Annotated in this window: 26 protein-coding genes and 1 riboswitch; of the genes, 18 read left to right on the top strand and 8 right to left on the bottom strand. The window is 68.2% G+C overall.

The features are described 5' to 3' along the window. The first annotated feature begins 59 nt into the window (after window positions 1–59). A complete protein-coding gene (locus H5V43_RS10365) occupies window positions 60–2681 on the top strand; it encodes a nitrate reductase (protein ID WP_025547033.1) in 2622 nt (873 codons plus the stop codon). Then, the gene (cobA, locus tag H5V43_RS10360) at window positions 2668–3450 is read left to right on the top strand and encodes a uroporphyrinogen-III C-methyltransferase (RefSeq protein ID WP_025547031.1); all 783 of its coding nucleotides are present in this window, start codon (window positions 2668–2670) and stop codon (window positions 3448–3450) included. Before H5V43_RS10365 ends, cobA begins: the two co-directional genes overlap by 14 nt. Here cobA and mobA read toward each other — a convergent pair. After that, window positions 3441–3992 (bottom strand): molybdenum cofactor guanylyltransferase, encoded by a 552-nt coding sequence (gene mobA, locus H5V43_RS10355; protein WP_082166005.1) that lies wholly within the window; start codon window positions 3990–3992, stop codon window positions 3441–3443. The two genes, cobA and mobA, sit on opposite strands and share 10 nt — an antisense overlap. Further along, complete coding sequence (locus H5V43_RS10350; protein ID WP_025547028.1) at window positions 3992–4975, bottom strand: threonine ammonia-lyase; 984 nt, start codon at window positions 4973–4975, stop codon at window positions 3992–3994. Before H5V43_RS10350 ends, mobA begins: the two co-directional genes overlap by 1 nt. Before the next feature lie 85 nt (window positions 4976–5060). Next, a riboswitch (cobalamin riboswitch) is annotated at window positions 5061–5275 on the top strand. Window positions 5276–5445: 170 nt separating this feature from the next. Here H5V43_RS10350 and H5V43_RS10345 point away from each other — a divergent pair. Beyond that, on the top strand, window positions 5446–7284 hold the full coding sequence (locus tag H5V43_RS10345) for a TonB-dependent receptor plug domain-containing protein (RefSeq protein ID WP_193666647.1): 1839 nt from the start codon (window positions 5446–5448) through the stop codon (window positions 7282–7284). A gap of 7 nt (window positions 7285–7291) precedes the next feature. Here the strand turns inward: H5V43_RS10345 and H5V43_RS10340 are convergent, their stop codons facing one another. Beyond that, window positions 7292–8206, bottom strand: coding sequence for an ABC transporter substrate-binding protein (locus H5V43_RS10340; RefSeq protein WP_052816640.1), 915 nt, complete (start codon window positions 8204–8206; stop codon window positions 7292–7294). A gap of 107 nt (window positions 8207–8313) precedes the next feature. Between H5V43_RS10340 and H5V43_RS10335 the strand changes: the two genes are divergently transcribed. After that, a complete protein-coding gene (locus H5V43_RS10335) occupies window positions 8314–9309 on the top strand; it encodes a FecCD family ABC transporter permease (RefSeq protein ID WP_025547024.1) in 996 nt (331 codons plus the stop codon). Further along, window positions 9303–10082, top strand: coding sequence for an ABC transporter ATP-binding protein (locus tag H5V43_RS10330; RefSeq protein ID WP_025547022.1), 780 nt, complete (start codon window positions 9303–9305; stop codon window positions 10080–10082). The genes H5V43_RS10335 and H5V43_RS10330 overlap by 7 nt, the downstream gene beginning before the upstream one ends. A gap of 45 nt (window positions 10083–10127) precedes the next feature. On the opposite strand, the gene H5V43_RS10325 is transcribed toward H5V43_RS10330, so the two are convergent. Next, entirely contained in the window at window positions 10128–11330 is a 1203-nt protein-coding gene (locus tag H5V43_RS10325; RefSeq protein WP_025547021.1) for a penicillin-binding protein activator, read from the bottom strand. An 11-nt stretch (window positions 11331–11341) separates the two neighbouring features. Here H5V43_RS10325 and rsmI point away from each other — a divergent pair, with 11 nt between their 5' ends. The 4 genes from rsmI to H5V43_RS10305 all read left to right on the top strand — a co-directional run bounded on the left by rsmI (window position 11342) and on the right by H5V43_RS10305 (window position 14341). Next, window positions 11342–12184 carry a 16S rRNA (cytidine(1402)-2'-O)-methyltransferase gene (gene rsmI / locus H5V43_RS10320; protein WP_025547019.1) on the top strand — a complete coding sequence of 281 codons (843 nt, stop codon included), beginning with the start codon at window positions 11342–11344 and terminating at the stop codon, window positions 12182–12184. Between the two features lie 14 nt (window positions 12185–12198). Then, window positions 12199–12552, top strand: coding sequence for a YraN family protein (locus tag H5V43_RS10315; protein WP_025547016.1), 354 nt, complete (start codon window positions 12199–12201; stop codon window positions 12550–12552). A 135-nt stretch (window positions 12553–12687) separates the two neighbouring features. Beyond that, a complete protein-coding gene (gene gshB / locus H5V43_RS10310; RefSeq protein WP_025547014.1) occupies window positions 12688–13665 on the top strand; it encodes a glutathione synthase in 978 nt (325 codons plus the stop codon). 76 nt (window positions 13666–13741) lie between these two features. Beyond that, entirely contained in the window at window positions 13742–14341 is a 600-nt protein-coding gene (locus H5V43_RS10305) for a DedA family protein (RefSeq protein WP_025547012.1), read from the top strand. A 57-nt stretch (window positions 14342–14398) separates the two neighbouring features. On the opposite strand, the gene H5V43_RS10300 is transcribed toward H5V43_RS10305, so the two are convergent. Beyond that, window positions 14399–15295: a tyrosine recombinase XerC gene (locus tag H5V43_RS10300; protein WP_025547010.1), complete on the bottom strand. Its 897-nt coding sequence runs from the start codon at window positions 15293–15295 to the stop codon at window positions 14399–14401. Between the two features lie 65 nt (window positions 15296–15360). Between H5V43_RS10300 and H5V43_RS10295 the strand changes: the two genes are divergently transcribed. From H5V43_RS10295 to nadC, 5 genes are read left to right on the top strand one after another with little or no spacing between them, the layout of a single operon-like run. Then, a complete protein-coding gene (locus tag H5V43_RS10295) occupies window positions 15361–16239 on the top strand; it encodes an MBL fold metallo-hydrolase (protein ID WP_037481434.1) in 879 nt (292 codons plus the stop codon). Next, on the top strand, window positions 16224–16943 hold the full coding sequence (locus H5V43_RS10290) for a DUF4230 domain-containing protein (protein WP_025547006.1): 720 nt from the start codon (window positions 16224–16226) through the stop codon (window positions 16941–16943). Before H5V43_RS10295 ends, H5V43_RS10290 begins: the two co-directional genes overlap by 16 nt. Before the next feature lie 41 nt (window positions 16944–16984). Continuing rightward, the gene (gene nadA, locus H5V43_RS10285) at window positions 16985–17971 is read left to right on the top strand and encodes a quinolinate synthase NadA (RefSeq protein ID WP_044660157.1); all 987 of its coding nucleotides are present in this window, start codon (window positions 16985–16987) and stop codon (window positions 17969–17971) included. Next, window positions 17971–18156, top strand: a complete 186-nt coding sequence (locus H5V43_RS10280; RefSeq protein WP_025547004.1) for a hypothetical protein — start codon at window positions 17971–17973, stop codon at window positions 18154–18156. The genes nadA and H5V43_RS10280 overlap by 1 nt, the downstream gene beginning before the upstream one ends. Continuing rightward, on the top strand, window positions 18153–19001 hold the full coding sequence (gene nadC, locus H5V43_RS10275) for a carboxylating nicotinate-nucleotide diphosphorylase (protein WP_025547002.1): 849 nt from the start codon (window positions 18153–18155) through the stop codon (window positions 18999–19001). The genes H5V43_RS10280 and nadC overlap by 4 nt, the downstream gene beginning before the upstream one ends. A 75-nt stretch (window positions 19002–19076) precedes the next feature. Here nadC and H5V43_RS10270 read toward each other — a convergent pair whose 3' ends face one another. Both H5V43_RS10270 and H5V43_RS10265 read right to left on the bottom strand, forming a co-directional pair. Further along, window positions 19077–19499, bottom strand: coding sequence for a DUF4112 domain-containing protein (locus tag H5V43_RS10270; RefSeq protein ID WP_025547000.1), 423 nt, complete (start codon window positions 19497–19499; stop codon window positions 19077–19079). 32 nt (window positions 19500–19531) lie between these two features. Continuing rightward, the gene (locus tag H5V43_RS10265; protein ID WP_020821201.1) at window positions 19532–21046 is read right to left on the bottom strand and encodes an ABC transporter substrate-binding protein; all 1515 of its coding nucleotides are present in this window, start codon (window positions 21044–21046) and stop codon (window positions 19532–19534) included. Window positions 21047–21247: 201 nt separating this feature from the next. On the opposite strand from H5V43_RS10265, the gene H5V43_RS10260 reads away from it, so the two are divergent. From H5V43_RS10260 to H5V43_RS10245, 4 genes are all read left to right on the top strand, one after another. Continuing rightward, window positions 21248–22186, top strand: a complete 939-nt coding sequence (locus H5V43_RS10260) for a polysaccharide lyase domain-containing protein (RefSeq protein ID WP_025546998.1) — start codon at window positions 21248–21250, stop codon at window positions 22184–22186. A gap of 76 nt (window positions 22187–22262) precedes the next feature. Beyond that, complete coding sequence (locus H5V43_RS10255) at window positions 22263–22679, top strand: DUF5990 family protein (protein ID WP_025546996.1); 417 nt, start codon at window positions 22263–22265, stop codon at window positions 22677–22679. 80 nt (window positions 22680–22759) lie between these two features. After that, the gene (locus H5V43_RS10250) at window positions 22760–22963 is read left to right on the top strand and encodes a hypothetical protein (RefSeq protein WP_025546994.1); all 204 of its coding nucleotides are present in this window, start codon (window positions 22760–22762) and stop codon (window positions 22961–22963) included. Window positions 22964–23084: 121 nt separating this feature from the next. Continuing rightward, the gene (locus H5V43_RS10245) at window positions 23085–23693 is read left to right on the top strand and encodes a hypothetical protein (RefSeq protein WP_099186980.1); all 609 of its coding nucleotides are present in this window, start codon (window positions 23085–23087) and stop codon (window positions 23691–23693) included. 67 nt (window positions 23694–23760) lie between these two features. Here the strand turns inward: H5V43_RS10245 and H5V43_RS10240 are convergent, their stop codons facing one another. Next, on the bottom strand, window positions 23761–25158 hold the full coding sequence (locus H5V43_RS10240) for a helix-turn-helix domain-containing protein (RefSeq protein WP_044660152.1): 1398 nt from the start codon (window positions 25156–25158) through the stop codon (window positions 23761–23763). Between the last annotated feature and the right edge of the window lie 56 nt (window positions 25159–25214).

Here is a 25214-nt window from a genome sequence, read left to right as displayed (position 1 = left end):
TTCCCTTCAGGGGAGGGGCCGGGGCAGCCCCGACAGGCGAACCCGAAGGGGAGGGGTGAATGGAGCGCGCCATCCGCACCACCTGCGCCTATTGCGGCGTCGGCTGCGGCATCTCCGCGACGCCGACCGGCCCCCGCTCGATCACCATCAGGGGCGACGAGACTCACCCCGCCAATGCCGGCCGCCTCTGTTCCAAGGGCACGCATCTGGGCGAGACGACAGGGCTGACCGGCCGCCTGCTGCACCCGATGATCGGCAACAGGCGTGCAGGCTGGGACAAGGCGCTGGACCTTGTCGCCCGGCGCTTTCGCGAAACCATGGATCGTCATGGCCCGGACAGCGTGGCCTTCTACGTCTCCGGTCAGCTCATGACGGAGGATTATTATGTCGCCAACAAGCTGATGAAGGGCTTCATCGGCTCCTCCAACATCGACACCAACAGCCGCCTCTGCATGTCCAGCGCCGTCGCCGGACACAACCGGGCCTTCGGCGAGGATGTCGTGCCCGCCAGCTATGACGATCTGGAGCAGGCAGACCTGATCGTGCTGGTGGGTTCCAACACCGCCTGGTGCCACCCCATCGTCTATCAGCGCATCCAGGCGGCCCGCGCCGCGCGCGGCACGAAACTGGTCGTCATCGACCCGCGCCGCACCGAAACCTGCGAAGGGGCCGATCTGCATCTGCCGGTGAAGCCCGGCACCGACGTTGCCCTGATGAACGGCCTGCTGGCTTGGATAGCGCAGCAGGGGCTCACCGATCCGGCCTTCCTCGCTGACCATGTCAGCGCGCCCGAGGGTTTCTGGGAACATGTCCGCACCGGGCACGATCTCTGGACGACCGCGGAGACCTGCGACGTCGCGCCCGCGCTGCTGGAGCAGTTCTACACGCTGTTCGCCGCCACGCCGCGCACGGTGACGCTGTTCAGCCAGGGCATCAACCAGTCGATCCGCGGCACCGATCAGGTGAACGCGATCATCAACGTCCACCTCGCCACCGGCCGCATCGGCAAGCCGGGCGCGGCGCCCTTCTCGATCACCGGCCAGCCCAACGCCATGGGCGGGCGGGAAGTCGGCGGCCTCGCCTCGACGCTCGCCGCGCATATGGACTTCGCGCCGGACAATGTGGCGCGGGTGGGCCGCTTCTGGGCCGCGCCGAAAATGGCGACCAAAGCGGGCCTGAAGGCCGTCGACCTGTTCCGCGCCGTGGATGAAGGCCGGATCAAGGCGCTCTGGATCATGGCGACCAACCCCGCCGTCTCCATGCCCGACGCGAACCGGGTCAGGGACGCGCTGGCCGCCTGTCCCTTCGTCGTCATGTCGGACATCATGGCCGACACCGATACGGGCGCGCATGCCCATGTCCGCCTGCCCGCCGCCGGCTGGGGGGAAAAGGACGGCACCGTCACCAATTCGGACCGCACGATCAGCCGCCAGCGCCCCTTCCTGCCGCTGCCCGGAGAGGCGAAGCCGGACTGGTGGATCGTCAAGGAGGTCGCGCGCCGCATGGGGTGGCGCAATGCCTTCGCCTATGATCGGCCCGCCGACATCTGGCGCGAACATGCGCGGCTCACCGCTTATGGCAATGATGGGCAGCGGGTGCTGAACCTGCGCGCCTGGGCCGCCATCGGCAATGATGCCTATGACGCCATGGAGCCTTTCCGCTGGGGCGGCACGCCCTTTGCCGACGGCCGCTTCCCGACGCCGGACGGCCGGGCGCGGCTGGTCCTGACGAAGCAGATGGACATGCAGGAGCCGCTGAAACAGTGGCCGATGACGCTCAACACCGGCCGTTATCGCGACCAGTGGCACACGATGAGCCGCACCGGCCTGTCCCCTAAACTCGCCCGCCATCGCGAAGAGCCGCTGGTGGAAATCCACCCGCGGGACGCCGCGGCGCTGGGGATTGCCGACCGCGACCTCGCCCGCGTCGAGACGGCGCAGGGCAACAGCATCTTCCGCGTCAGCCTGAACGAAGGCCAGCGGCGCGGCGAAATCTTCACCCCGATCCACTGGACGGACCAGACGTCCAGCGGCGGCCGCACCGGCCTGCTCCCGCGTCCGCTGGTCGATCCCCATTCGGGCCAGCCCGGCTTCAAATCCACCCCGGTCAGCATCGGGAAGGTCGCGACCGAGTGGAGCGGTTTCCTCATCCTGCGCGATCGGGAAGGGATCGGGCAGCCGGTGAAGCTGCCCTGCCTCTGGTCCACCCGCATCGCCGTGCCGGGCGGCGCGCTCTACGAAATCGCCGGCAATGGCGACCCAGCCCGACTCGACGCCTTTCTTCCGAAGGGCGACCGCGTCGAGGCGATGGACGCATCGCGCGGCACGCGCCGCATCGCGACCATCGGCGAAGGCAGGCTGAACGGCGTGCTGTTCGTGACGCGCAGCGGCCTGCTGCCCTCGCGCGACTGGCTGATCGGCCAGTTGCAGGCAGAGGGGGTGGGCGGCTCCGTCCTCGCGGCGCGGGGACCGGGCGCGGCTGGAGACAAGGGCGCGACCGTCTGCGTCTGCTTCGACATCGGCCTCAACCAGATCGTCGCCGCGATCCGCGAACGGCAACTGGTCGATGTGCCCGCCATCGGCAGGGCGCTGGGCGCGGGCACCAATTGCGGATCGTGCCGGCCCGCGCTCGCCAATATCCTTGCCCAAAACATGCAGGAGACGCTTCATGCAGCCGAATGATCTCATCGCCCCCGGACAGGTCTGGCTGGTCGGCGCGGGGCCGGGCGATCCGGACCTGCTCACCCGCAAGGCCGAAAGGCTGATCGCGGCGGCGGATGTCGTCTTCCACGACGCGCTGGTCGGGCCGGGCGTGATCGACCTCATCCCCTCAGGCGTCGAGCGGGTCAGCGTCGGCAAGCGTTCGGGCCGCCATTCGAAGGCGCAGGGCAGCATCAACGACCTGCTGCTCGCGGCCGCCAGGGCGGGCCGCCGCGTCGTCCGCCTCAAGGGCGGCGACCCCTCGGTCTTCGGCCGCTCGGCGGAGGAGATCGCCCATCTGGCGGAGGCGGGCGTTGCCGTGCGCATCTGCCCCGGCGTCACCACGGCCAGCGCGGCGGCGGCGAGCGGCCATGCCTCGCTCACGCTGCGCGGGGTGGCGCGGGGATTGACGCTGGTGACCGCGCATCTGAAGGCGGGCGAGCCGCTGCGGCTCGACTGGGAAGCGCTGGCCCGTCCGGGCGGCACGCTCGGCATCTATATGGGCCGCGCGGCGGCGGGCGAGATCGGCCGCTGCCTGATCGCCGCCGGACGCGATCCCGAAACGCCGGTGATGGTGGCGGTCAACGTCTCCCTGCCCAATGAACGCCTGATCCGGGGCAAGCTGTCGGCGCTCGCCTTTCTGGTGCGGACGATCAGCGACGACGACCCGACCCTGCTGCTGATCGGGGAGGCGGTGGCCGGAACGCATGCGCCTGCCGACCTCGCCGCGCATGTTGGCCTTCACGCCTGACGACCGTCTCGACCCGGCCGGGTGAGTCTCTCCAGATCCTCGGGCCGGTTGATGTTGGGCAGCACGAACTCCGGCCGCTCCACGATCCGCGCGCCCACCCGCTCCAGCCAGCCACGGATCGACCGGTTATTCTCCTCCGCCAGATGCGCGTCCAGCTCGCCAGCCAGCGAAGCAGGCCAGAAGCCGATCAGCTGCTGCCCCTTGAGGATGGCGGCTCCCTGTCCGATCAACGCCTCCGCCAGCCCGTCCGGATAGGCGGGCACGTCGCATCCGGTCGTCAGCACCGCGTCATAACCCAGCGCCCGCGCATGATGCAGCGCCGCGTTCAGGCCCCCCAGCGGCCCCATGTCCGCAGCCGGCCGATCCGCCAGCCCGATCATCCCCTCCACCTGCCGGCCGCAGACCGCCACGGTTTCGACCTGCCGCCCCAGCGCCGCCACCGCATGCTCCAGCAGGCTGCGCCCATCCAGCATCGCCCGCGCCTTGTCGCTGCCGAACCGGCTGGACCGCCCGCCGGCCAGAACCGCCCCCATCAGCCGCATCATGCGCCGCCCGCGATGATCCGGGCATAGCTGTCGGGATCGACATTGCTGCCGGAGATCACCACGACGCTCGCCCCGTCGGCATCCGGAGCCAGCCCGGCCAGCATCGCCGCCAGCGACGCGGCCCCGCCCGGCTCCACCACCAGCTTGAGGGCCGAAAAGGCAAAGCGCATCGCGTCGCGCACCTGATCGTCGCTCACCGTAAGGCCGCCCGACAGATAGGCCCGGTTGATGGGAAAGGTCAGCGCCCCCGGCGCGGGAGACAGCAGGGCGTCGCAGATCGACCGCGCATCGGGCGATACGCTTTCCCGCACGCCGCTCGCCAGCGAGCGCGCCGTATCGTCGAACGCTTCCGGCTCCACCGCCAGGATCGCGACGCCGGGCTGGCGCGCCTTCACGGCGGTCGCAATTCCCGACACCATGCCGCCGCCGCCGCAATTGACGAGGATCTGGCCGATCTCCGCCCCCGCTTCGGCGGCCTGTTCCATGATCTCCAGCCCGATCGTCCCCTGGCCGGCCATGATGAAGGGATCGTCGAAGGACGGCACCAGCACCGCGCCCCGTTCATTCGCCAGCCTCGTGGCGATTTCCTCCCGGCTTTGGGTGAAGCGGTCATAGGGCACGACATCTGCGCCCAGCGCCCGCGTATTCGCCGTCTTGATCGCGGGCGCGTCGGCCGGCATCACGATCGTCGCCGCCATGCCCAGCAACCGCGCCGCAAGGGCCACGCCCTGCGCATGATTGCCCGAAGACCAGGCGACGACCCCCGCCTTTCGCTCCGCCGCGTCCAGGCGGGCCAGCCGGTTGTAGGCGCCGCGGAACTTGAACGATCCGCTGTGCTGCGCGCCTTCGAACTTCACCAGCACGCGCCGGCCGCAGCGGGCGTTGAGCGCCGCATTTTCCAGCAGCGGCGTGCGGATGGCGGCAGGGGCGATGACCCGCGCCGCATCCTCGACATCGGCGGGGCTGATGGCGAACGGCATGCAATCTCCTTCCATGGCTGCCTCTTGGCATGGCCGCCGCTTTCCCTTATGGCGCGGGACGCGGGCGGGGCAATGCCTTCGCGCGCAAAAAGAAGATCGCGCCGGTGCCCCGAAGGGGGCTGAAAACGGGAATGCGGTGCGGACGGGAAACCGTCCTATTCCGCGGCTGTCCCTGCAACTGTAAGCGGTGAGCGCGATGCACTTCGGCCCAGGGGCCGGCCACTGGACGCAAGTCCGGGAAGGCGTGCATCGCCGCATTGACCCGCGAGCCAGGAGACCTGCCGGCGCATGGTCGCTCTTGCCTTGGTCCAGGGTATGGCCATGGCACGGTGTTCTCCGTCTGAGCGACGAAGCGGCGCAGGGCCGCATCGGTGCGGGGAGAGGGCACGGGCGCCGGCCATTTCCCCCGTCCGGCCGCGCGAGCGGACGCCCTGAGCCATGTTGCACCGGCGCTCAGGGGGAATATAGACATGTTGAGGATTTCCATTTCCATCGCCGCCTTGCTCGCGGCCGCTCCCGCCCTGGCGGAGGATGAGATCATCGTCACCGCGCTGGGCATCGAACAGCCGCGCGACGAGGTCGGCCAGGCGGTCACCGTCATCGACGCCGACACCATCCGCACCCGCCAGAGCGTCAGCGTCGTCGACCTGCTGGCCACCACGCCGGGGGTGCGCTTCAACCGGGCCGATGCGGTGGGCGGGGTCACTGGCGTTTCACTGCGGGGGGCGGAAACGACGCAGACGCTGGTGCTGATCGATGGCGTAAAGGTCAACGATCCGAGCGGGATTGGCGATGCCTATGATTTTGGCAATCTGCTGACCGGCAACATAAGGCGGATCGAAGTGCTGCGCGGTTCCAATTCCGTGGTATATGGCAGTCAGGCGATCGGCGGTGTCGTCAACATCATGACGGGCGCGCCCGCAGAGGGTTTGGCCGGCAACGCCTCGGTCGACTTTGGCTATGCCGACACGCTGAATGCAAAGGCAGATATTTCCGGTGCCACTGGCATGGTGTCCGGCGGCATCGGCATCGCCTATTTCAACACCGACGGAATTTCCGCCGCCGCCAACGGCACTGAAAAGGACGGCTACGAAAATCTCGCGACCAACGCGAAGCTGAAACTGGCCTTTGCCGACAATCTCAGCCTCGACCTGCACGGCTATTATATCCATGCCGATCTCAACACCGACCTGTTCTTCGGTGCGCCGATGGAATCGAGCGATGTCAGCAAGCTCGACCAATATATCGGCTATGCGGGTCTCAACCTGTCCTTGTTCGACGGCAAGTTGGCCAACCGCGCTGCCATCACCTGGTTCCGCAATGACCGCGATTATATGCTCCAGCGGGGCGAGGCGCCGGATTACGGCTTCTCCGGCACCAATCTGCGCTTCGAATATGAAGGCGTCTATCAACCGGTCGATCAGGCCCGGCTCATCTTCGGTTACGAGCATGAACGGCCGGACTATGATTTCTTCTATCATGATTTCTTCACGGGCGACAAAGTCGTGGGCAAGGCAAAGGCCGACATCGACAGCGTCTATGCCCTCGCAGTCGTGAAGCCGTTTGCGGGCCTCGCATTGACCGGCGGCGTCCGGCATGACGATCACAGCCAGTTCGGTGGCGCGACGACCTTCGGTGCAAATGCGAACTACACCCCCAATGGCGGCTCCACCAATTTTCGGGCCAGCTATGGTGAGGGTTTCAAGGCACCCTCCCTCTATCAGCTTTACGACAGCTTCAGCGGCAACCGCGCACTCAAGCCCGAGCGGTCGAAAAGCTATGACATCGGTTTCGACCAGAGCCTGGCGGGCAGTCGGGCGATGCTCTCGCTGACGGCGTTCCGGCGCGTTACGCGCAACCAGATCAATTTCGATTATGCGACTTCGCTCTACGGAAATCTGGACCGCACCCGCGCCAAGGGCGTGGAGGCGATGCTGACGCTGCGGCCCGTCGATGCGCTGACCGTCACCGCCGCCTACAGCTATGTCGATGCTCGGGACCGCAACACGGGCGCCCGGCTGCCGCGCCGCGCCGCCAATGCGGTCAGCGTTTCGGCGGACTATGTCTGGCCCTTCGGCCTGTCGACCGGCGCGACGGTGACGATGGTAGGCGACAGCTTCAACGATGCGACCAATATGGTGCGGCTGGACGGCTATGCGACGGCGAACGTCCGGGCGTCTTTCCCGATCCGGGAAAATCTGGAAATCTACGGCCGCATCGACAATCTGACCGATGAGAAATACGCCACGGTCTATGGCTATGGCACTTATGGCCGGTCGGCCTTCGGCGGCGTGCGTGCGCGCTTCTGAAAATAGCCTAGCGGCGCGGCGCGGCGTTCACCCGCGCCGCGCCCTTGCGCTGCGCTGTGCCCTTGCGCGCAGCGCCGTGAAGCTGCGCCGTGCTCTTGTGCGCAGCGCCGTCAAGCTGCGCTGTGCCCTTGTGCGCAGCGCCGTCAAGCTGCGCTGCGATGCCCCGCGCCGCCTCGACATAGGCGGGGCCGCCGCACACCGTCCACGCCTGCGGCACGCGGATGCGCGGGATGGCGCGCAGTATGGGGTGGTGCAGCATTTCCGTCCCCTGATCGACCACCTTCTCGCTGCCGGTCTCCACGATCAGCCAGTCCGGATGGGCGGCGATCATCTCCTCCAGCGACAGTTGCGACAGCGCCGGCTTGCCCAGCCTGCGGGCCAGATTGATCAGGCCCACCCGCTGCATCAGGTCGTCGACCAGCGTGCCGGTGCCGGTCATATAGCCGCGCCGCTGATAATAGGCGGCAACCCCGCGACGCTTCGGGCGGGGCAGGGCGGCAAGGTCGCTGTTCATCCGGGCGATCATCGCTTCGCCCCGTTCGGGATGGCCGACCGCCGCCGCCACCTGCCGGATCTGCGTCAGGATCATGGCATAGCTGTCCGCGCTCGCCAGCCCCAGGGTCCGCCACTCGCCCGGCGGCGCGCCGACGACGCTGCCGCCGGAAGGAAAGCCGATCAGCAGGTCGGGGCGGATCGCCAGCACTTCCTCCGCCGGGCGCTTGAGGGTGCGGAAGGCGCGGGCCCTGCCGACCGCCGCCGACAGTTCCGGGTCGTGCCCATAGGGGCTGAGCGCGGCGATCTGCGCCGGGTCCGCCAGAGCGAGCACATATTGGTCGGCGCAGGTGTTGAGCGACACGATGCGCCGGGGTTGGGCGGGCGCCGCGCCGGTCAGGGCCAGGGCGCAGAACGTTGTAAAGATCATTCTGCACCGCACGCTGCTGCTCCCGGATCGTGCCTCAACAAACCAACGTGCTCCCTCCTTCGCAGGAGCACGGCACGCTGTAGCAAGCAGGGAAGGACGCGCAAGCCATGAGCGCCCGGCGCCATCCGCTGCTGATCCCCACGCTGACGGCGCTGGCGCTGCTGGCCGCCCTTGCTTCCCTCACTCTTGGCGCGGTTCCGCTCTCCCCGGCGCGCATCTTCGCCGTCCTCGGCGGCGGCGGCGATGACGTCGCCCGCGCCATCCTTCTCGACCTGCGCCTGCCCCGCATGCTGCTTGGCCTGATCGTCGGCGCGATGCTCGGGCTGGCGGGCGCGGCGCTTCAGGGCTATCTGCGCAATCCGCTGGCCGAACCTTCGGTCCTGGGGGCATCCAACTGCGCCGCGCTGGGCGCGGTCGGCGCGCTCTATTTCGGGCTGGCGCAGGCGCATCCGCTGGCGCTTCCCGCGCTCGCCATCATGACCGGCCTGATCGGCATCGCCGCGCTGTTCCTGCTCGCGGGCCCCGCGGAAAGCCCGCTCACGCTGATCCTCGCCGGCATCGCCATCGCGACGCTGGCGGGGGCGGGGATCAGCCTGTCGCTGAACCTGTCGCCCAATCCCTTCGCCGCCATGGAGATCATGAGCTGGCTGATGGGCAGCCTGGAAAACCGCGCCTATGGCCATGTCTGGATCGCGCTGCCCTGCGTCGTGGTGGGGGCGGCGCTGCTGATCGCGGACGGACGGACGCTGGACGCGCTGACGCTGGGGGAGGATGGGGCGCAGGCGCTCGGCATCGACCTTCGCCGGGCGCGCATCCGCCTGATGCTGGGCGTCGCCATCGGCGTCGGCGGCGCGGTGGCGGTGTCCGGGGCGATCGGCTTCGTCGGCCTGATCGTGCCGCATCTGGTGCGGCCGCTGACCGACCGCTCCCCCTCCGCCATATTGCTGCCCTCCATGCTGGGCGGCGCGGCGCTGCTGACGCTGGCGGACATCGGCGTGCGGCTGATACCGACCGGCAGCGAACTCAAGCTGGGGGTGCTGACGGCGCTGCTGGGCGTTCCGGTGTTCCTGATGCATCTGATGCGGGAGAGGCGGCTATGGTGACGATCCGCGCACAGGGGCTTTCCGTCAGGCTGGGCCGCCATCCGGCGGTAAGCGGCGTCGATCTTGCGCTCGGGCCGGGCGAGCTGGTCGGCATCATCGGTCCCAATGGCGCAGGGAAGTCGACGCTGATCCGCGCCATGCTGGGCCTTGTGAAACGGGAAAACGGCTCCGTCCTGATCGACGGCGCCGATAGCGCGCGGCTCAGCCGGCAGCAGATCGCCCGGCGCATCGCCTATCTGCCGCAGGGACAGACGCTGCACTGGCCGCTGGCGGTGGAGCGGCTGGTGGCGCTGGGCCGCCTGCCGCATCTGGGGCCGCTGTCCCGCCTTTCCGTGGAGGATGAGGCGCTGATCGACGCCGCCCTGATGCGCGCCGACGCACTGCATCTGAAGGGCAGGGTGGCGACCGAATTGTCGGGGGGCGAGCGCGCCCGCGTGCTGCTGGCCCGGGCGCTGGCGGTCGGCGCGCCCGCGCTGATCGCGGACGAGCCCTTGGCCGCGCTCGATCCGGGGCATCAGATCGACGTCATGGACCTGCTCAGGGCAGAGGCGCGGGCGGGATCGCTGGTCGTCACCGTGCTGCACGACCTGGGCATGGCGGCGCGCTATTGCGACCGGCTGGTGCTGATGGATCGCGGCTCGCCGGTGGCCGACGGCGCGCCGCTGGACGTGCTGACGGCGGGGAATCTCGCCAAAGTGTACGGCATTTCGGCGCGCATAGAAACGGACGGCGACTGGCCATTGATCCTGCCGACCGGGCGGACCGCGTCCTGACCGTCATCTGCCGCGTGCTCCGCCGTTGCAGGAGCACGCGGCACGCTATTCGGCAAAGGCGCGTGGCGCGGGCGCGACGACCGTGAAGGTGCCCGCGCCGATCTCCGACACTTCAAGCGCCCGTTCCGCAATGCCGTCCCGGCCGAAGCGGAACGCGCCGTCGATCCCGGCAAAGCCCCCCGCATCGCGCAGCCGCGCCGCCGGGAAGGTCGTCCCCGGCTTCCAGTCGCGCGCGATCCGCACGGTCAGCAGCACCGCGTCATAGCCGAGCGCCGACAACCGGAACGGCGCATTGCCGTAGCGCGCCCGATATTTGGTCGCGAGCTGGCGGTAGAGGCCATCCGACACGCTGGCGAACCAGGCGCCGCGCAGCACCGGGCTGGACGCCAAGCCGCTGTCCGTATTCCACAATTCGGTGCCCAGCAGCCGCGCCGTCGCGCCGCCATTCTTCCGCACGATCGGCGCGACCTGCACCGCCACCCGGCCGCTGTCCGCGATCAGCAGCGCGTCATAGCTGGAGGAGGCCTGCAATTTCCTGACCGCCGCCGTGATGGAGGCGGGGCTGCGGTCGAAGGTCTGCATCGACACCACGGTCCCGCCCGCACCCTCGACCGCGCGCAACAGGGCGGTGCCAGACCGCTCGCCATAGGTTCCCTTGGGCACCAGCGCGGCGAATTTGGACAGGCCCTTGCCCCTGGCGAATTCCACCACCCGTTCGATCGACTGGTTGGGGTTGTAGCCCATGATGTAGACGCCGTTCCCGGCGACGCTGGTGTCGTTGGAGAAGCTGATGACCGGCACATTGGCCCGCGCCGCGATGGGGCCGACGATCCGCGCATCCTCCGCCAGCAACGGCCCCAGGATCAGCTTGTTGCCGTCCGCCAGCGCCTTGTTCGCCGCCGCCGCCGCGCCGACCCCGGTGTCGTAGGTGGTGATGCGCACCTTGTCGGCCTTGGTGTCCAGCAGCGCCAGCGTGGTCGCATTGGCGATGGACTGGCCGACCCCGGCATTGGGACCGCTCATCGGCACCAGCAGCGCGACGCGATGGCGCAGCGTGTCGGTGGGCAGGCCTTCGGTGACGTCGGGGCCCGTCTGCACCGGCCCGCTGGGCTGCGCCGGACCGGGGCCCTTGGGCACGATCGACTGACAGGCGGCGACCAGCAAAGCCGTCGCGGCGAACAAAATCCGCCCGGCGCGTCGCATCGAAGCGAACAAGTCCGCTTGCCGGGGGGCATCCGTCTCTGTCATCTGGCATCCTTATGGAAACTGAACCGTCTAGGCTTGAACCGGGGCTTTACATCGTTGCGGGGCCGATCGGCAACCTTGCAGACCTAACCCCCCGCGCGGCCGAAGTCCTGCGTCTGGCCGATGTGATCGCCGTGGAAGATACACGGGTCAGCGCACGACTGCTGCGCCATGCCGGGTCCGACCGGCCGATGGTCCCCTATCACGACCACAGTGCGGAGGGGGTGCGGGCCCGCCTGATCGAGCGGATGGCGCGCGAATCGGTGGCGCTTCTCTCGGACGCGGGAACCCCGCTGATCTCCGATCCGGGCTACAAGCTGGTGCGCGACGCCCGCGCCGCCGGACGCAGGATCACGACGCTGCCCGGCCCCAGCGCCGCCATCGCCGCGCTCACCCTGTCGGGCCTGCCCACCGACCGCTTCCTCTTCATGGGCTTCCTGCCGTCGAAGCAGAAGGCGCGGGGCGACGTCCTCGCCGAAGTCGCTGCCCTGCGCGCCACGCTCGTCTTCTACGAAAGCGGCCCGCGCCTGTCGGAAAGCCTTGCCGCCATGGCGGAGCATCTGGGCGACCGCGAAGCCGCCGTCTCGCGGGAGATCAGCAAGGCCTTCGAGGAAACCGCCACGGGCACGCTGAGCGAACTCTCCGCCCGCTATGCCGACGCCCCGCCCAGGGGGGAGATCGTCGTCACCGTCGGCCCCCCCGGCGAGGCGCCGCCCGCCAGCGCCGAGGATGCCGACGCGGCGCTGCTGGAGGCGATGGAACGCCTCCCCCTGTCCAAGGCGGCTGGGGAGGTCGCGAAGAAGCTCGGTCTCGACCGCCGCGCCCTCTATGATCGCGCGCTGGAACTCAGGGGGTGACGGGAACTCGGGGGGTGAAGCGCCGGGCAGCCGAAAAGCGCGGAAAACAGGCGGAGCGCATCGCCGGCTGGTGGCTGCGGCTCAAGGGCTGGCAGATCGTCGGCCGCCGCCTGCGCACGCCCGCGGGGGAGGTCGACCTCGTCGCCCGGCGCGGCAGGATGCTGGCCTTCGTCGAGGTCAAGGCAAGGGCGACGGATGCCGATCTTCACCTCGCCATAGACGAACGCCGCCTCTCCCGCGTCGCGGCGGCGGCGGAAATCCTGTTCCACGACCTTGCAAAACCGGGCGACGACATGCGAATCGACGTGATGCTCCTTGCGCCGGGCCGCCCGCCGCGCCATCTGGCCAATGTCTGGCACGGGGGGTAGGTTGAACCGATCCTCCCGTTCCGTTCGCCCTGAGCCTGTCGACCCGAAGGCCGAGCTTGCTCAACGGCGAAACTTCTCTTCAGGAAAGGGATGGGCTTCGACAGGCCCAACCCGAACGGTAGGAAAAGCAAGTCGATGACGACCGAACTCAACCCGCTCACCGTCGCCGTGCAGATGGACCCGATGGAGGGCATCAGGATCGGCGGCGATTCGACCTTCCACATCATGCTGGCGGCGCAGGCGCGGGGACACCGGCTCTATCATTATCTCGCCCCGGACCTCACCTATCGCGACGGCCGCGTGCTGGCGCGGGCGCGCCCGGTCAGGGTGCAGAAGGTGGAGGGCGATCATTTCGCCTTCGGGGAGGCGGAGGTGCTGGACCTTGGCCGGGACGTCGACGTGGTCCTGATGCGGCAGGACCCGCCCTTCGACCTCAGCTACATCACCGCCACGCACCTGCTGGAGCGCGTGCAGGAAGAAACGCTGGTGGTGAACGATCCCGCCTCCGTCCGCAATGCGCCGGAAAAGCTGTTCGTGCTCGACTATGCGCGCTTCATGCCGCCGACGATGATCACCCGCGACCTGGAGGAGGTGAAGTCCTTCCTCGCCCAGCATGGCGAAGTCGTGGTGAAGCCGCTCTACGGCAATGCGGGCAATGCCGTCTTCCATGTCGGGCGGTCCGGCGCGAATCTCTCCGCGCTGGTGGAACTGTTCAAATCCTCCTGGGTCGAACCCTTCATGGTGCAGGCCTTCATCCCCGGCGTCGCGGAAGGCGACAAGCGGATCGTGCTGGTCGACGGCGAAGTCGCGGGCGCGGTCAACCGCATTCCCGGCGCGGGCGAGATCCGCTCCAACCTCGCCGTGGGCGGTTCGGCCGCGAAGACGGTGCTGACCGAACGCGAACTGGAAATCTGCGAAGCGCTGGGCCCGGAACTCAGGCGGCGCGGCCTGCTGTTCGTCGGCATCGACGTGATCGGCGGCGAATGGCTGACGGAAATCAACGTGACGTCCCCGACCGGCATCGTCTCCATCGACGCCTTCAATGGCACGGACACCGGCGGGATGATCTGGGACGCGATCGACGCCCGGCTGGCGGCGCGGGCAGCCGCTTGAATCGATATGGCGTCATCCCGGCCGGGGCGGGGACGCCGTGCGGCAGGGCCGACCGCGCGACGGGATGGGCGATCGGATGACCGACTGGGTTCTCCGCCTGATCGATGCGGGCGGCTATTGGGGCATATTCGTCCTGATGGTGCTGGAAAATGTCTTCCCGCCGATCCCGTCCGAACTCATCATGGGCATTGGCGGCATCCGCGTGGGGCAGGGCCGGATGGAGATGGGATGGCTGCTGTTCGCGGGCACCGTCGGGACCACCATCGGCAATTATTTCTGGTATATGATCGGCCACCGGCTGGGCTTCGGCCGGTTGAAGCCGATCGTCGACCGCTATGGCCGCTGGGCGACGCTGGAGTGGAAGGATGTCGAGGCGCTCGATCATATCTTCGGCAAATATGGGCAGATCGTGGTGTTCGTGTTCCGCTTCATGCCCGCCTTCCGCACGATGATCTCGCTGCCCGCCGGCCTGTTCCGCATGGGGCATGTCCGCTTCCTGCTCTGGACCAGCGGCGGCGCGCTGGTGTGGAACATCGTCCTTGCCTATGCGGGCTATATATTGGGCCAGAATTTCCGCGACATCGACAAATATGTCGGACCCGTGGCGACCGCCTGCGTGGTCGGGGCGGTCCTCTTCTATCTCTGGCGGCTGGCCACCTGGAAGCCGAGGGGGTGATCCCGGATCGTCATGCTCCCGCGCGGGCAGGAACCCGGTCCGGACGAGGAAACGGCTTCACGCCCGGGGATGGGCGTTGCGATAAATATCCAGCAGATGCGCCGCATCGACCTGCGTATAGATCTGCGTCGAGGACAGGCTGGCATGGCCCAGCAATTCCTGCAACGACCGCAGGTCCGCCCCGCGCCCCAGCAGATGCGTCGCGAAACTGTGGCGCAGCGCATGGGGCGTCGTCCGGTCCGACAGGCCCAGCCGTCCCCTCGCGCCCTGCACGGCGCGGCGGATCAGCGCCGGCGAAAGCGGCCCGCCCCGCGCGCCCCGGAACAGCGGCCCGTCCTTCTCCTGCCCAAAGGGACAGAGCGACACATAGGCTTCCATCGCCTCCCGCACCTGCGGTAATAACGGCACGATCCGGGTCTTGCCCCGCTTGCCCGTGACGCGCAGGGTTTCCCCCAGGGGCAGCACCGCGCCGGTCAATCCCATCGCCTCCCCGATGCGCAGTCCCGCCCCGTAAAGCAGCAGCAGCACCGCCCAGTCCCGCGCGCCGATCCACGGCTCCCGCGCGGTTTCGGCTATGTCCCCGGCCAGCGCCACGGCCTCGTCGGGCGACACGGGGCGGGGCAGGCCGCGCTTCACCCGCGGCCCCTTCAGCATCGGGACGCGGGCATCCTCGCCGCCCACGAACCGCAGGAAACCGCGCACCGCCGACAATTCCCGCGCCGCCGAGACGTTGCCGATGCCGTCCATCCGCCGCACCGTCAGGAAAGCGCGCAGATCGGCCTGTTCGATGCCCGCCAGCATGGCCGCCGTCACCGCTTCGCCGCGATGCTCCTCCAGGAAGGCCAGTAACCGTTCGGCGGTCGCCACATAGGCGCGCACCGTATGCACCGACCGCCGCCGGTCCAGCGCCAGATGCCGCCGCCATTGTTCGCAAAGATCGTCCGAAGCCGCCATGGCGCCATGATAGGGCAGGGGATCGCCCTTGAAAACCGCCCGGAAATGGGCACATGGGATCGGACATGGCAACACCCTTCGATCCGGCCGACCTGCCCACCGGCGCGCTGATGCGGCTTTCTACGCTGGTGGGTCGCGTGCTCGCGCCCAATCCCTCGCCCTTCACCTATACGGGCACGCAGACCTATCTGGTGGGCGTGGAGGATGTGGCGGTCATCGATCCCGGCCCCGACGACGCGGCGCATCTGGCCGCGCTGCTCGACGCGATCGGCGGGCGTCCGGTCAGCGCGATCCTCTGCACCCACACCCATCGCGACCATAGCCCCGCCGCCGCGCCGCTCAGCGCCCGGACCGGCGCTCCGGTCGTCGGCTGCGCGCCGCTGACGCTGGACGACGACGGACCCCGCGCCGATGCCGCCTTCGACGCCGCCTATCGTCCGGACCGGGTGCTGGCGGATGGCGAACAGCTTGGCGGCCGGGGCTGGACGCTGACGGCCGTCGCGACGCCGGGCCATACCTCCAACCATCTCTGCTTCGCGCTGGCGGAGGAAAATGCCCTGTTCACCGGCGATCATGTGATGGGCTGGTCCACCAGCGTGGTTTCCCCGCCGGACGGAGACATGACCGCCTATATGGCCTCGATGCAGCGGCTGCTCGACCGGACCGACGCGGTCTATTATCCGGCCCATGGCGATGCGGTCGACAATCCGCAGCGGCTGGTGCGCGGCATGATGGGCCACCGAAAGCAGCGCGAAGGCCAGATATTGCGCTTTCTGGAACGCAACGGCGCATCGGAAATCCCCGCCATGGTCACGGAAATGTACAGGGGCGTCGATCCCCGGCTGCACAGCGCGGCGGGGCGTTCGGTGCTGGCGCATCTCATCGACCTCGACGGGCGCGGCATCGCCGCCGCGACGGGGGACGGACGATGGCAGTTGCGCTGAAGCGCTTCGCCGGCCCCGTTCTGGCCGTCCTGGCCCTGCTCGCCGCGGGGGCGGCCATGCTGGTCGGCTGGCACCGCTATGAACGCGACTATGCGGTGACGGTGGAGGAGGACGGCTCGGCCGTCACCAGGGTCATCGCGGAACGTTTCGCGGGCGCCTCCAGCCTCAAGGTGTCGGAACTGTCCGGCACGATACAGAGCACGGCGCAGGATGTGCGCGGCTTCGGGCTGCTGAAGTCGGACCAGCTGGTGAAGATGCCCTTTTCGGTCGCCTATTTCATCGACGTCGGCGGCATCGGCGCCGGCGATCTGGAATGGAATGAAAAGACCCGGACGCTCATCGTCAACGCGCCGGACGTGAAGCCGGGGCAGCCCAATATCGACGAAAGCCGCCGGACGCTGGTGCAGACCAACGGCCTGTTCGTGACCCGGCAGGCGGGGGAGGAACTCAGCCGCCGCACCTCGCTCCACGCGCAGGGACGCGCGGACAGGGAAGCGCGCTCGCCCGAACGCATGGCGCAGGCGCGCGATTATGGCCGCGCCGCGCTCGGCAGGCTGCTCGGCGCGCCGCTGGGGGCGCTGGGCTATGGCGACGCGCGGGTGATCGTCACCTTCCCGCCGGAACGCGCCGACCGCGACCGGGATCGATGGGACGTGACGACGCCCATCAACGATGTACTGGCCAACAGCCGCAACGCCCGTTAGGGGGCGCTGGACGAAGGCCCTTCAAGGAGCAGGGTAGGGACATGAACGCCATCACCGGAATCCCGCAGGGGATCGACCTGCGCGCGGAGATCGACCGGCTGCGCAAGGAACGCAACGCCGTCATCCTCGGCCATTATTACCAGAAGCCGGAGATCCAGGACCTGTCCGATTTCGTGGGCGATTCGCTGGAACTCTCGCGCAAGGCGGCGGAGACGGACGCCGATGTCATCGCCTTCTGCGGCGTGCGCTTCATGGCGGAAACGGCGAAGATCCTCTCGCCGGAAAAGATCGTGGTGCTGCCGGACATGGATGCGGGATGCAGTCTGGAGGACAGTTGCCCGCCCGCCCAGTTCAAGGCCTTTCGGGAGGCGCATCCCGACCATATCGCGCTCAGCTACATCAACTGCTCGGCGGAGGTGAAGGCGCTTTCCGACATCATCGTCACCTCCTCCTCGGCGGAAAAGATCCTGGCGCAGATTCCGAAGGATCAGAAGATCATCTTCGGCCCCGACAAGCATCTGGGCGGCTATCTGAAGCGCAAGCTGGGCCGCGACATGCTGCTCTGGCCGGGCGTCTGCATCGTGCATGAGGCGTTCAGCGAGACGGAACTGCTGAAGCTCAAGGCCCAGCATCCCGGCGCTCCTGTCGCCGCGCACCCGGAATGCCCGCCGCATATCGTCGACCATGCCGATTATATCGGCTCGACCAGCGGCATATTGGAATTTTCCAAGACCATGCCCGGCGACACGCTGATCGTCGCCACCGAACCGCATATCATCCACCAGATGCAGAAGGCGGTGCCGGAAAAGAATTTCATCGGCGCGCCCGGCGCGGACGGCAACTGCAACTGCAATATCTGCCCCTATATGGCGCTCAACACGATGGAGAAGCTCTATCTGGCGCTGCGCGACCTGCAGCCGCGCATCGAGATGGAGGAGGGGCTGCGCCTCGCCGCCAAGAAGAGCCTCGACCGCATGCTCGAAATGGCGAGCGGCACGGTCGGGCAGGGCGATCTGGGCACGCGCTGATGGAACGGATGGTCACGGCCGTGGAAGTCGCGCGCCGCCACCATATATCGGACAAGCGGTTGCGCGGCATTCTGCGCCGCGACTGGCCATGGCCGCGGCGCAAGCACGACTTCTGGACGTTCCCGGCCGGCAGCGAGCAGGCAGCCATGATGGAAATGATCGCAAAAAGGCTGGCGGCAGCATGACCTTCGCTCTCCCCGGCTTCGATCTCGACGCCTTCATCGCCTCGACCCTGGCGGAAGACCTTGGCCCCGATGGCCGCGACGTCACCAGCGAGGCGGTGATCCCCGCCGACGCGGTCTTCGACGGGGTGATGGACAGCCGCGACGCCGTGACGCTGGCGGGCCTGCCGATCGCTGCCGCCTTCTTCCGCGCGCTCGATCCGGCTGTGGAGATCGAACTGCTGAAGGAGGACGGCGATCGCGTGCCTGCGGGCACCGACATCATGCGCATCCGCGGCAAGGCCCGCGCCATGCTGACGGCCGAGCGGTCCGCCCTCAACACCGTCCAGCACCTGACCGGCATCGCGACCATGACCCGCGCCTATGTCGACGCGATCCTCGGTACCGGCGCGACGCTGCTCGACACGCGCAAGACCATTCCGGGCCTTCGCGTGCTGGAAAAATATGCGACCCGCATGGGCGGCGCGACCAATCACCGCATGGGCCTGTGGGACGCGGCGATGATCAAGGACAATCACGTCGCCGTCGCCGGATCGGTGGAGGAGGCCGTCCGCCGCGCCGCCGCCGCCGGAATCGCCAGCATCATCGTGGAGGTGGACCGCGTCGACCAGATCGAACCCGCGCTCGCCGCCGGGGCCACGCACCTCCTGCTCGACAATATGGACGCGCCCACCCTGCGCGGGGCGGTCACGCTGGTCGGCGGCCGCGTCCCCACCGAAGCATCGGGCGGCGTTACGCTCGACACCATCCGCGCCAGGGCGGAAACCGGCGTCACCTATATCAGCGTCGGCCGCCTCACCCAGTCGGCCCCCGCCGCCGACATCGGCCTTGATTTCGCCTTTGCCTGAAGTCGCGCATGCGCCCCGGCGCTTGCCCGCCGCTGGGCGCATTTGCAGGCCGCCAGGGCTGCATGTCGATACAGCCTAACCCTCGACGATCACGGTCGATGGATGATGCCGGTCCAGATGGTTGCGGATGATGCGCAGATTCTTCGTATTCGACTTGTAGAAGAAATCGAAAACATCCCCGGCAAAGGGAATGGCGCCGATCAGCGTATCGAAGCCGACATTGGCCGCCATGCGCGTGAGCTGCCATTTCGACATGCCCAGGTTCCGCGCTTCCCACACGATCCACGCCCCCATGGCGGCCGTGGCGAAATCGCCCACCACGGGGATCAGCCCCACCAGACTGTCCAGCCCGACCCGCCGGTTGGTGCCGGGAAGGACGAACAGCCCCTCCAGCATCGCCTCCATCATCTCGATCCGCCTGCGCACCGAAGCCGGATCGCGGCCGAATCCGGGCATGTCGCGCACGATCCGGTCGAACTGGTCCTGCGAAATCGCCATCATCCGTCCTCCAAGCATCGGCTTTCGTTGCTCTAGTTGGTGCTCCTGAACAGATGGTTCAATGGGTGCCGCGCCCGGGGCGAAGCCATGAAGCCGGTCAGCCGCCGCGCCACCAGCGACCAGCGCACCGGCGCGCCCAGCGCGATGAAGCCGTTATGCGCCTGCATCAGCGCCTCCGCCCGCGCCACGCGGGCCATGCGCTCGTCCAGGCTGGCGGAAAGGCTCGCCGCCTGCAATTGCGCCTCCGCCTCCGCCGAGCAATGCACCTTCCGGGCGCAGCCGATCCGCCCCAGATACCAGAGCGCGCTGTCATAGGCCGCAACCTCGTCGACCAGCCGCAGATCGGCATCGGCCGCCATGTCGACCCGCTCGACAGCCAGGCCGATCATGCCCAGGTCATGCCGCACCAGCCCGAACAGCAGGGTGGAGCCCGGCCCCCTGGGCAGTGCCACGCGCAACGCCGGCGGATCGCCATGCTCGCTGCGCCAGCGTTTCATGACCGCCTGTCCCTGCGCCCAGCGTTCATCCTGCGACAGGCGGGACCAATCCGGCACGGCGGGCGGCGCGGGCAGGTCGAGCTGGCCCGGCACGATCTGCTCCGTCGTGGCCCAGCCGCCGACGGGGAACATCACCGGCAGGCGGCTGCGGTCGATCGCCATGTTGATCGCCCGCCGCACGCCGTCATCCTCCAGCAGCTTGCCGCTCGCCCCGCTCCGGCCCGTCACCGCCAGTCCCAGCAGCCCCTGCACCGGATCGATCCGCACATCGTCGCGGTCGACCCCCGCCGGCACCAGCAGCGGCAGGTCGGAAAAGCGCCCGCCCAGCACGAGCGCGGCCTTGCCCTGCTGGAAACGGGTGATGGCGAGCGCGGCCCGCTCCGCCCGGACGATCCGGGTCTGCCAGGCGGGCACCGGCAGTTCGTCGCCGGATTCGTTCGTGGCCCGCTCCACCGGCGTCAGCACCAGCGCCTTCCCCGGAACGCCGCCCCGCTTCTCCCGCCGATAGGGGCCGGTTCCCCCCTCCCGCGACAGGATCGCCATCTGCGGCTGGGCCAGCATCTGCAACACATAGGGGCGCGGCGCCGCCAGCCTGATCTCGATCACCTCGCCCGTCATCGCCACCACGTCCTGCACCGCGTCCAGCGGCCCGGCGGGGTCCAGCCGGCGCAGCGCCTCTATCCGCGCGGTCAACAGCCGCCCGACATCCTTCGCCAGCACCTTGCTGCCATCGGGCCAGAAGGCGCGGCGCAGGCGGAAGATATAGCTGCGGCCATCGTCCTCCACGATCCAGCGCTGGGCGAGGGCGGGCAGGATCTCGCCGCCGGCATCGAACGCCACCAGCCCCTGCGCGGTGGTTTCCAGGAACAGCTTCGATCCGGGGTCCGGCAGATTCTCCAGGGGCGTGGCGAAATCGGCGGGGCTGCCGATCACGCTGACCGTCACCGGTCCACTCCCCTCGTCAGAGCAGCCGCCCGTCATCGCCGCCATCAGGGCGGCTCCGCAAAGGGTCAGCCAGGCGGGAAAGGGACGGGAGGGGGCGGAAACCATGTCCGGACAAGGCTTAACCCGCAACCGCGCCCGCGCCAACCGTCATGATGCGGCATGTGCGGGGACCGCTCAAAGTCGCGAAATCGCGGGAACCCAGCCGGGCGCAAGGGGGCGTTTTCCCGCTGTCCCATAGCGGAACAATATTTCATTAACCATGACTCCGCATTGGCCGCAGAAAGGCGCTCCTCTATATCCTTGGATATGCGCCTTTTTTCGACTCTCCTGCTTGTATCCGCCGCCGTGACGGCAACCGCGCTGGCGCAGGGGGTGACGTCGCCCTTCACCGTGGCGGAAAGCGGGCGAAGCTATGCAACGCTGGGGGACGCGATCAGGGCGATCGGCAATGGCCGCGGCACGGTGCTGGTGGCGCCGGGCAGCTATGCGCAATGCGCGGTGCAGCAGGGCGGCGACGTCACCATCCGCGCGCAGAAGCCGGGCACCGCCATCCTCGACGGCGTGGCCTGCGAGCAGAAGGCGGCGCTGGTGCTGCGCGGCCGGTCGAGCACCATAGACGGCCTCATCTTCCAGAATCTGCGCGTGCCCGATGGCAATGGTGCGGGCATCCGGCTGGAAAGCGGCAACCTGACCGTCGCCAACAGCCTGTTCCGCAACAGCGAGGAAGGCATTCTGACGGGCGACGCGCCGGGCAACGCGATCAGCATCGACAGGTCGACCTTCCGCCATCTGGGGCGCTGCGACCGCGACCTCGCCTGCGCCCACGGCATCTATGCGGGCCGCTACGGCAGCCTGACCGTCACCCGCTCCCGCTTCGACCAGGGCGATGGCGGTCATTATCTGAAAACCCGCACGCCCCGCGTCATTATCACCGACAACAGCTTCGACGACAGCGGCGGGCGGCTCACCAACTATATGATCGACCTTTCCAACGGCGCGAGCGGGACGATCAGCGGCAATGAAATGGTGCAGGGCCGCGACAAGGACAATTACAGCGCCTTCATCACCGTGGCGCCGGAGGGGCGGGAGCAGGACAGCACGAACCTCTCCATCGCGAACAACCGCGCCTCCTTCGTGCCGGGGTTGCAGCGCAACAGCAGCTTCGTCGCCAATTTCACCGACGATGCGGTGAAGATCGGCCCGAACCGTCTGGCAAGCGGCATCAGGATCACCGATCGCCGCTGACAGCGCCAAATTCCGCCATCGGCTCGCATTCTCCTATAGGTTGACCCTTTCCGAAGCGATTGGAGGGCAAGCGATCATGGCGAAGCGGACGATCATTCTCCGTCTGGTGATCGACAATCCGGTTCCGGATGTCACCTATAGCCTGCAAGACAGAAAGGGTGCGCCGGTAGGCCCTGTGGTCGCGCGCAACGAAGCCCTTCGCTTCGATGTGCCGGTCCAGCTGGCTCCGGGGCCGAAGCTCAGCGGCGAGTTCGTCCGCCGGGAAGGTCCAGAGCGCCGCTTCGTCTATATCGCCATCGGCGGTCAGGCCGGCGATCCTGCGTCACCGTGGAGCCGCCGTGCCAAGATCGACGTTCACGATATTTCTCATGATCTTCTGGAACAGGCTGCGCCGCCTGCGGCGCTGGAATGTCACTTGCCCGGCCGCGCCAGGGATGACGGCCCGTCCTGCGCCACCATTCAGCCGCTCGACGGCTGGCGGGTTGCGATCTGAGGAGCAAAGGTTGCTTCTCACCCCGAAATGCATCCGATCCGACTTGCATGGCCTGACCGCCGCGCCGATAATCCCCGCCCATGCGCACCACCTACAACTCGGCCACCGTCCGCCTCTATCATCTTAGCGACGCTGACGGCGGCGGCGCGGCGACGACGCTCTTTTACGGCCCGTTGAGCGAAGCCCTGCGCATCGCGGAGCAGCAGCCGCAGGATGTGCAGGACGGCCTTTTCCTCGCCACGGACAATGACGTGGTGGCTTATCTCGATCTTATGGAGGGTTAGCTTTCCGGGGCCATCGGCGCCTCTCTCGACCCCGGAACAAAGCCCGGCAAAACAGGTTGATCCCGTGCAGGCGGCGGGCGTCGACAGCGGCTTTGCGAAGGCCGTGGAGGAGAGAGATGTCATGGTCACTCTGACCCCGCTGGAAGTCGGCCTGGCGCTTCTGGCGCTTGTTCTTGTCGTGGCGGTCGCCGTCTTGGCCGTCGCCCATCGCCGCCGCGCCGATCTGCGCGCCCGGTTCGGCCCGGAATATGGCCGGACCGTGGAAATGACCGGCAGCGCGCGCAAGGCGGAGGCGGAACTGCAACAGCGTGAGAAGCGCGTCGCCGCCTTCCCCATCCGTCCGCTTTCGCCGCAACAGGCCGATGCCTTCACCGACGCCTGGGTGCGGGTGCAGGCGCAGTTCGTCGACGATCCGCAGGGCGCGGTCTCGCGGGCCGACGTGCTGCTGGCCGAGGTGATGGAGGTGCGCGGCTATCCCGTCGTGGACTTCGAGCAGCGTTCGGCCGACCTGTCGGTGGACCATCCCGAAGTCGTCCAGAATTATCGCGCGGCCCATGACATCGCCCTGCGCCATGCGCGGGGCGACGCGGATACCGAAGACCTGCGCCGCGCCATGATCCATTATCGCGCGCTGTTCGACGATCTGGTGCATGAGCCGGTCGATCACCGCATGGCGCCTTCGGTCTCGCGGCTGAGGCAGGACGATGTGCGCGGGCCTGATTCGCGCTGAAGCCAAAAAGGGGCGGACGGGTCCGGCGCAGGTCAGCCGGACCCGCCACGATCCGCCGCCGCCGCGCTCACCCGTCGGCGAAACCGAAGGGCGCGTGGGTTCGCCGGAAATCCTCCGGCAGCATGTCGCGCCCGATGGGCGGGGCGGATCGCGCCATGCACTGGCTGCGATGGCACAGGCGGCAGGTGACGCCGATCGGCGTGGGTTCGGGCGTGGCCTCGCCGGTCGTGTAGATCAGCCGATGGGCGTGCTCCGCCGCGCAGCATAGCGCGATCGCCCGCTCGATCTTCGGCGCGCCCCAGCCGCCGCCGCCCGCCGTCACCGTCCGCGCGATGGAAAAGAATCGCTGCCCGTCGGGCAGTTCTAGCCATTGCGTCAGCAGTTCCCTGGGCCGCTCGAACGCATGATGCACCGACCAGAGCGGGCAGGAGCCGCCATGGCGCGCAAAGGGAAAGCCCGCGCTGTCCAGCCGCTTGCTGACATTGCCCGCATGGTCGACGCGCAGGAAGAAGAAGGGAACGCGCTCCTGCCCCGGCTTTTGCAGCGTGGTGAGGCGGTGGGCCGTCTGCTCGAAGCTCGCGCCGAACTGACGGGCCAGCGCCTCCACATCGTAACGCCGCGCCTCCACCGCCTTGGCGAAGGCGGTATAGGGCATCAGGATCGCCGCCGCGCCATAGCTGGCCAGCGCCCGCCGGGTCAGCCGCCGCCCGCTCTCGCTCGCGAACTGGCCGTCCTTCAGCACCGCGTCGAAATCGCGGCGCATCTCCAGATAGGCGATCTGCAACGCCAGTTGGAACTGGGTGCTCGCCCCGTCCAGCGCGTCGTCCAGCAGCACAGCGTCGCGGTGCCGGTCCAGCCGCCGCATCGATCCCGCCATGACGTCGGGCGGCAGGCGCCGGACCCGCAGATTATGCTTCGCCTTCAGCCATGCCGACAGGCTCCCCGCCGCCTCCACCTCCTGCGCCAGCTTTTCCCCCGCATCGTCCAGCAGCGGAAAGCTGTTGCGCCGCGCGCCCAGGAATCGCCGCGATTCGGCCACCGGATCGGGCGCCTCGGCGGCATCTTCCCGCTCCACGCCCCGGTCCGCCAGCGCCAGTTGCTCCTCGCGATAGGCGGTGTGCAGCCGCAGCAAAGCCTCTGTGATCCCCGGATAATTGACCGCGACATCCCCGGTCGCCAGCACCGGCAGGTCGATGTCCGCGAACATCGGGTCCCTCAGCACCGCCTGCAATCGCGCGGTCTGCTCGGCGCCGCCGTCGCCCGCCAGCTCGCTCATGTCCATCTTGTAGGTGCGGGCAAGGCGCAACAGCATGTCGGCGGTCAGCGGCCGCTGGTTGCGCTCCAGCAACGCCACATAGCTGGCGGAAATCTCCAGATCCGCCGCCATGTCCGCCTGCGTCAGACCCAGTTCGCGCCGCAGCCTGCGCAGCCGCGGCCCCATGTAAACCGGTCGATCCTTGGCCATTCGTCAAGCGCTCCTGTGCAGCCTTTACAACTTTACACGCAATTCTTGTAAAGTTC

Source organism: Sphingobium fuliginis (assembly GCF_015074805.1).
Taxonomy (GTDB): Bacteria; Pseudomonadota; Alphaproteobacteria; order Sphingomonadales; family Sphingomonadaceae; genus Sphingobium; species Sphingobium fuliginis.
This window is presented reverse-complemented; position numbering and strand designations above follow the sequence as displayed.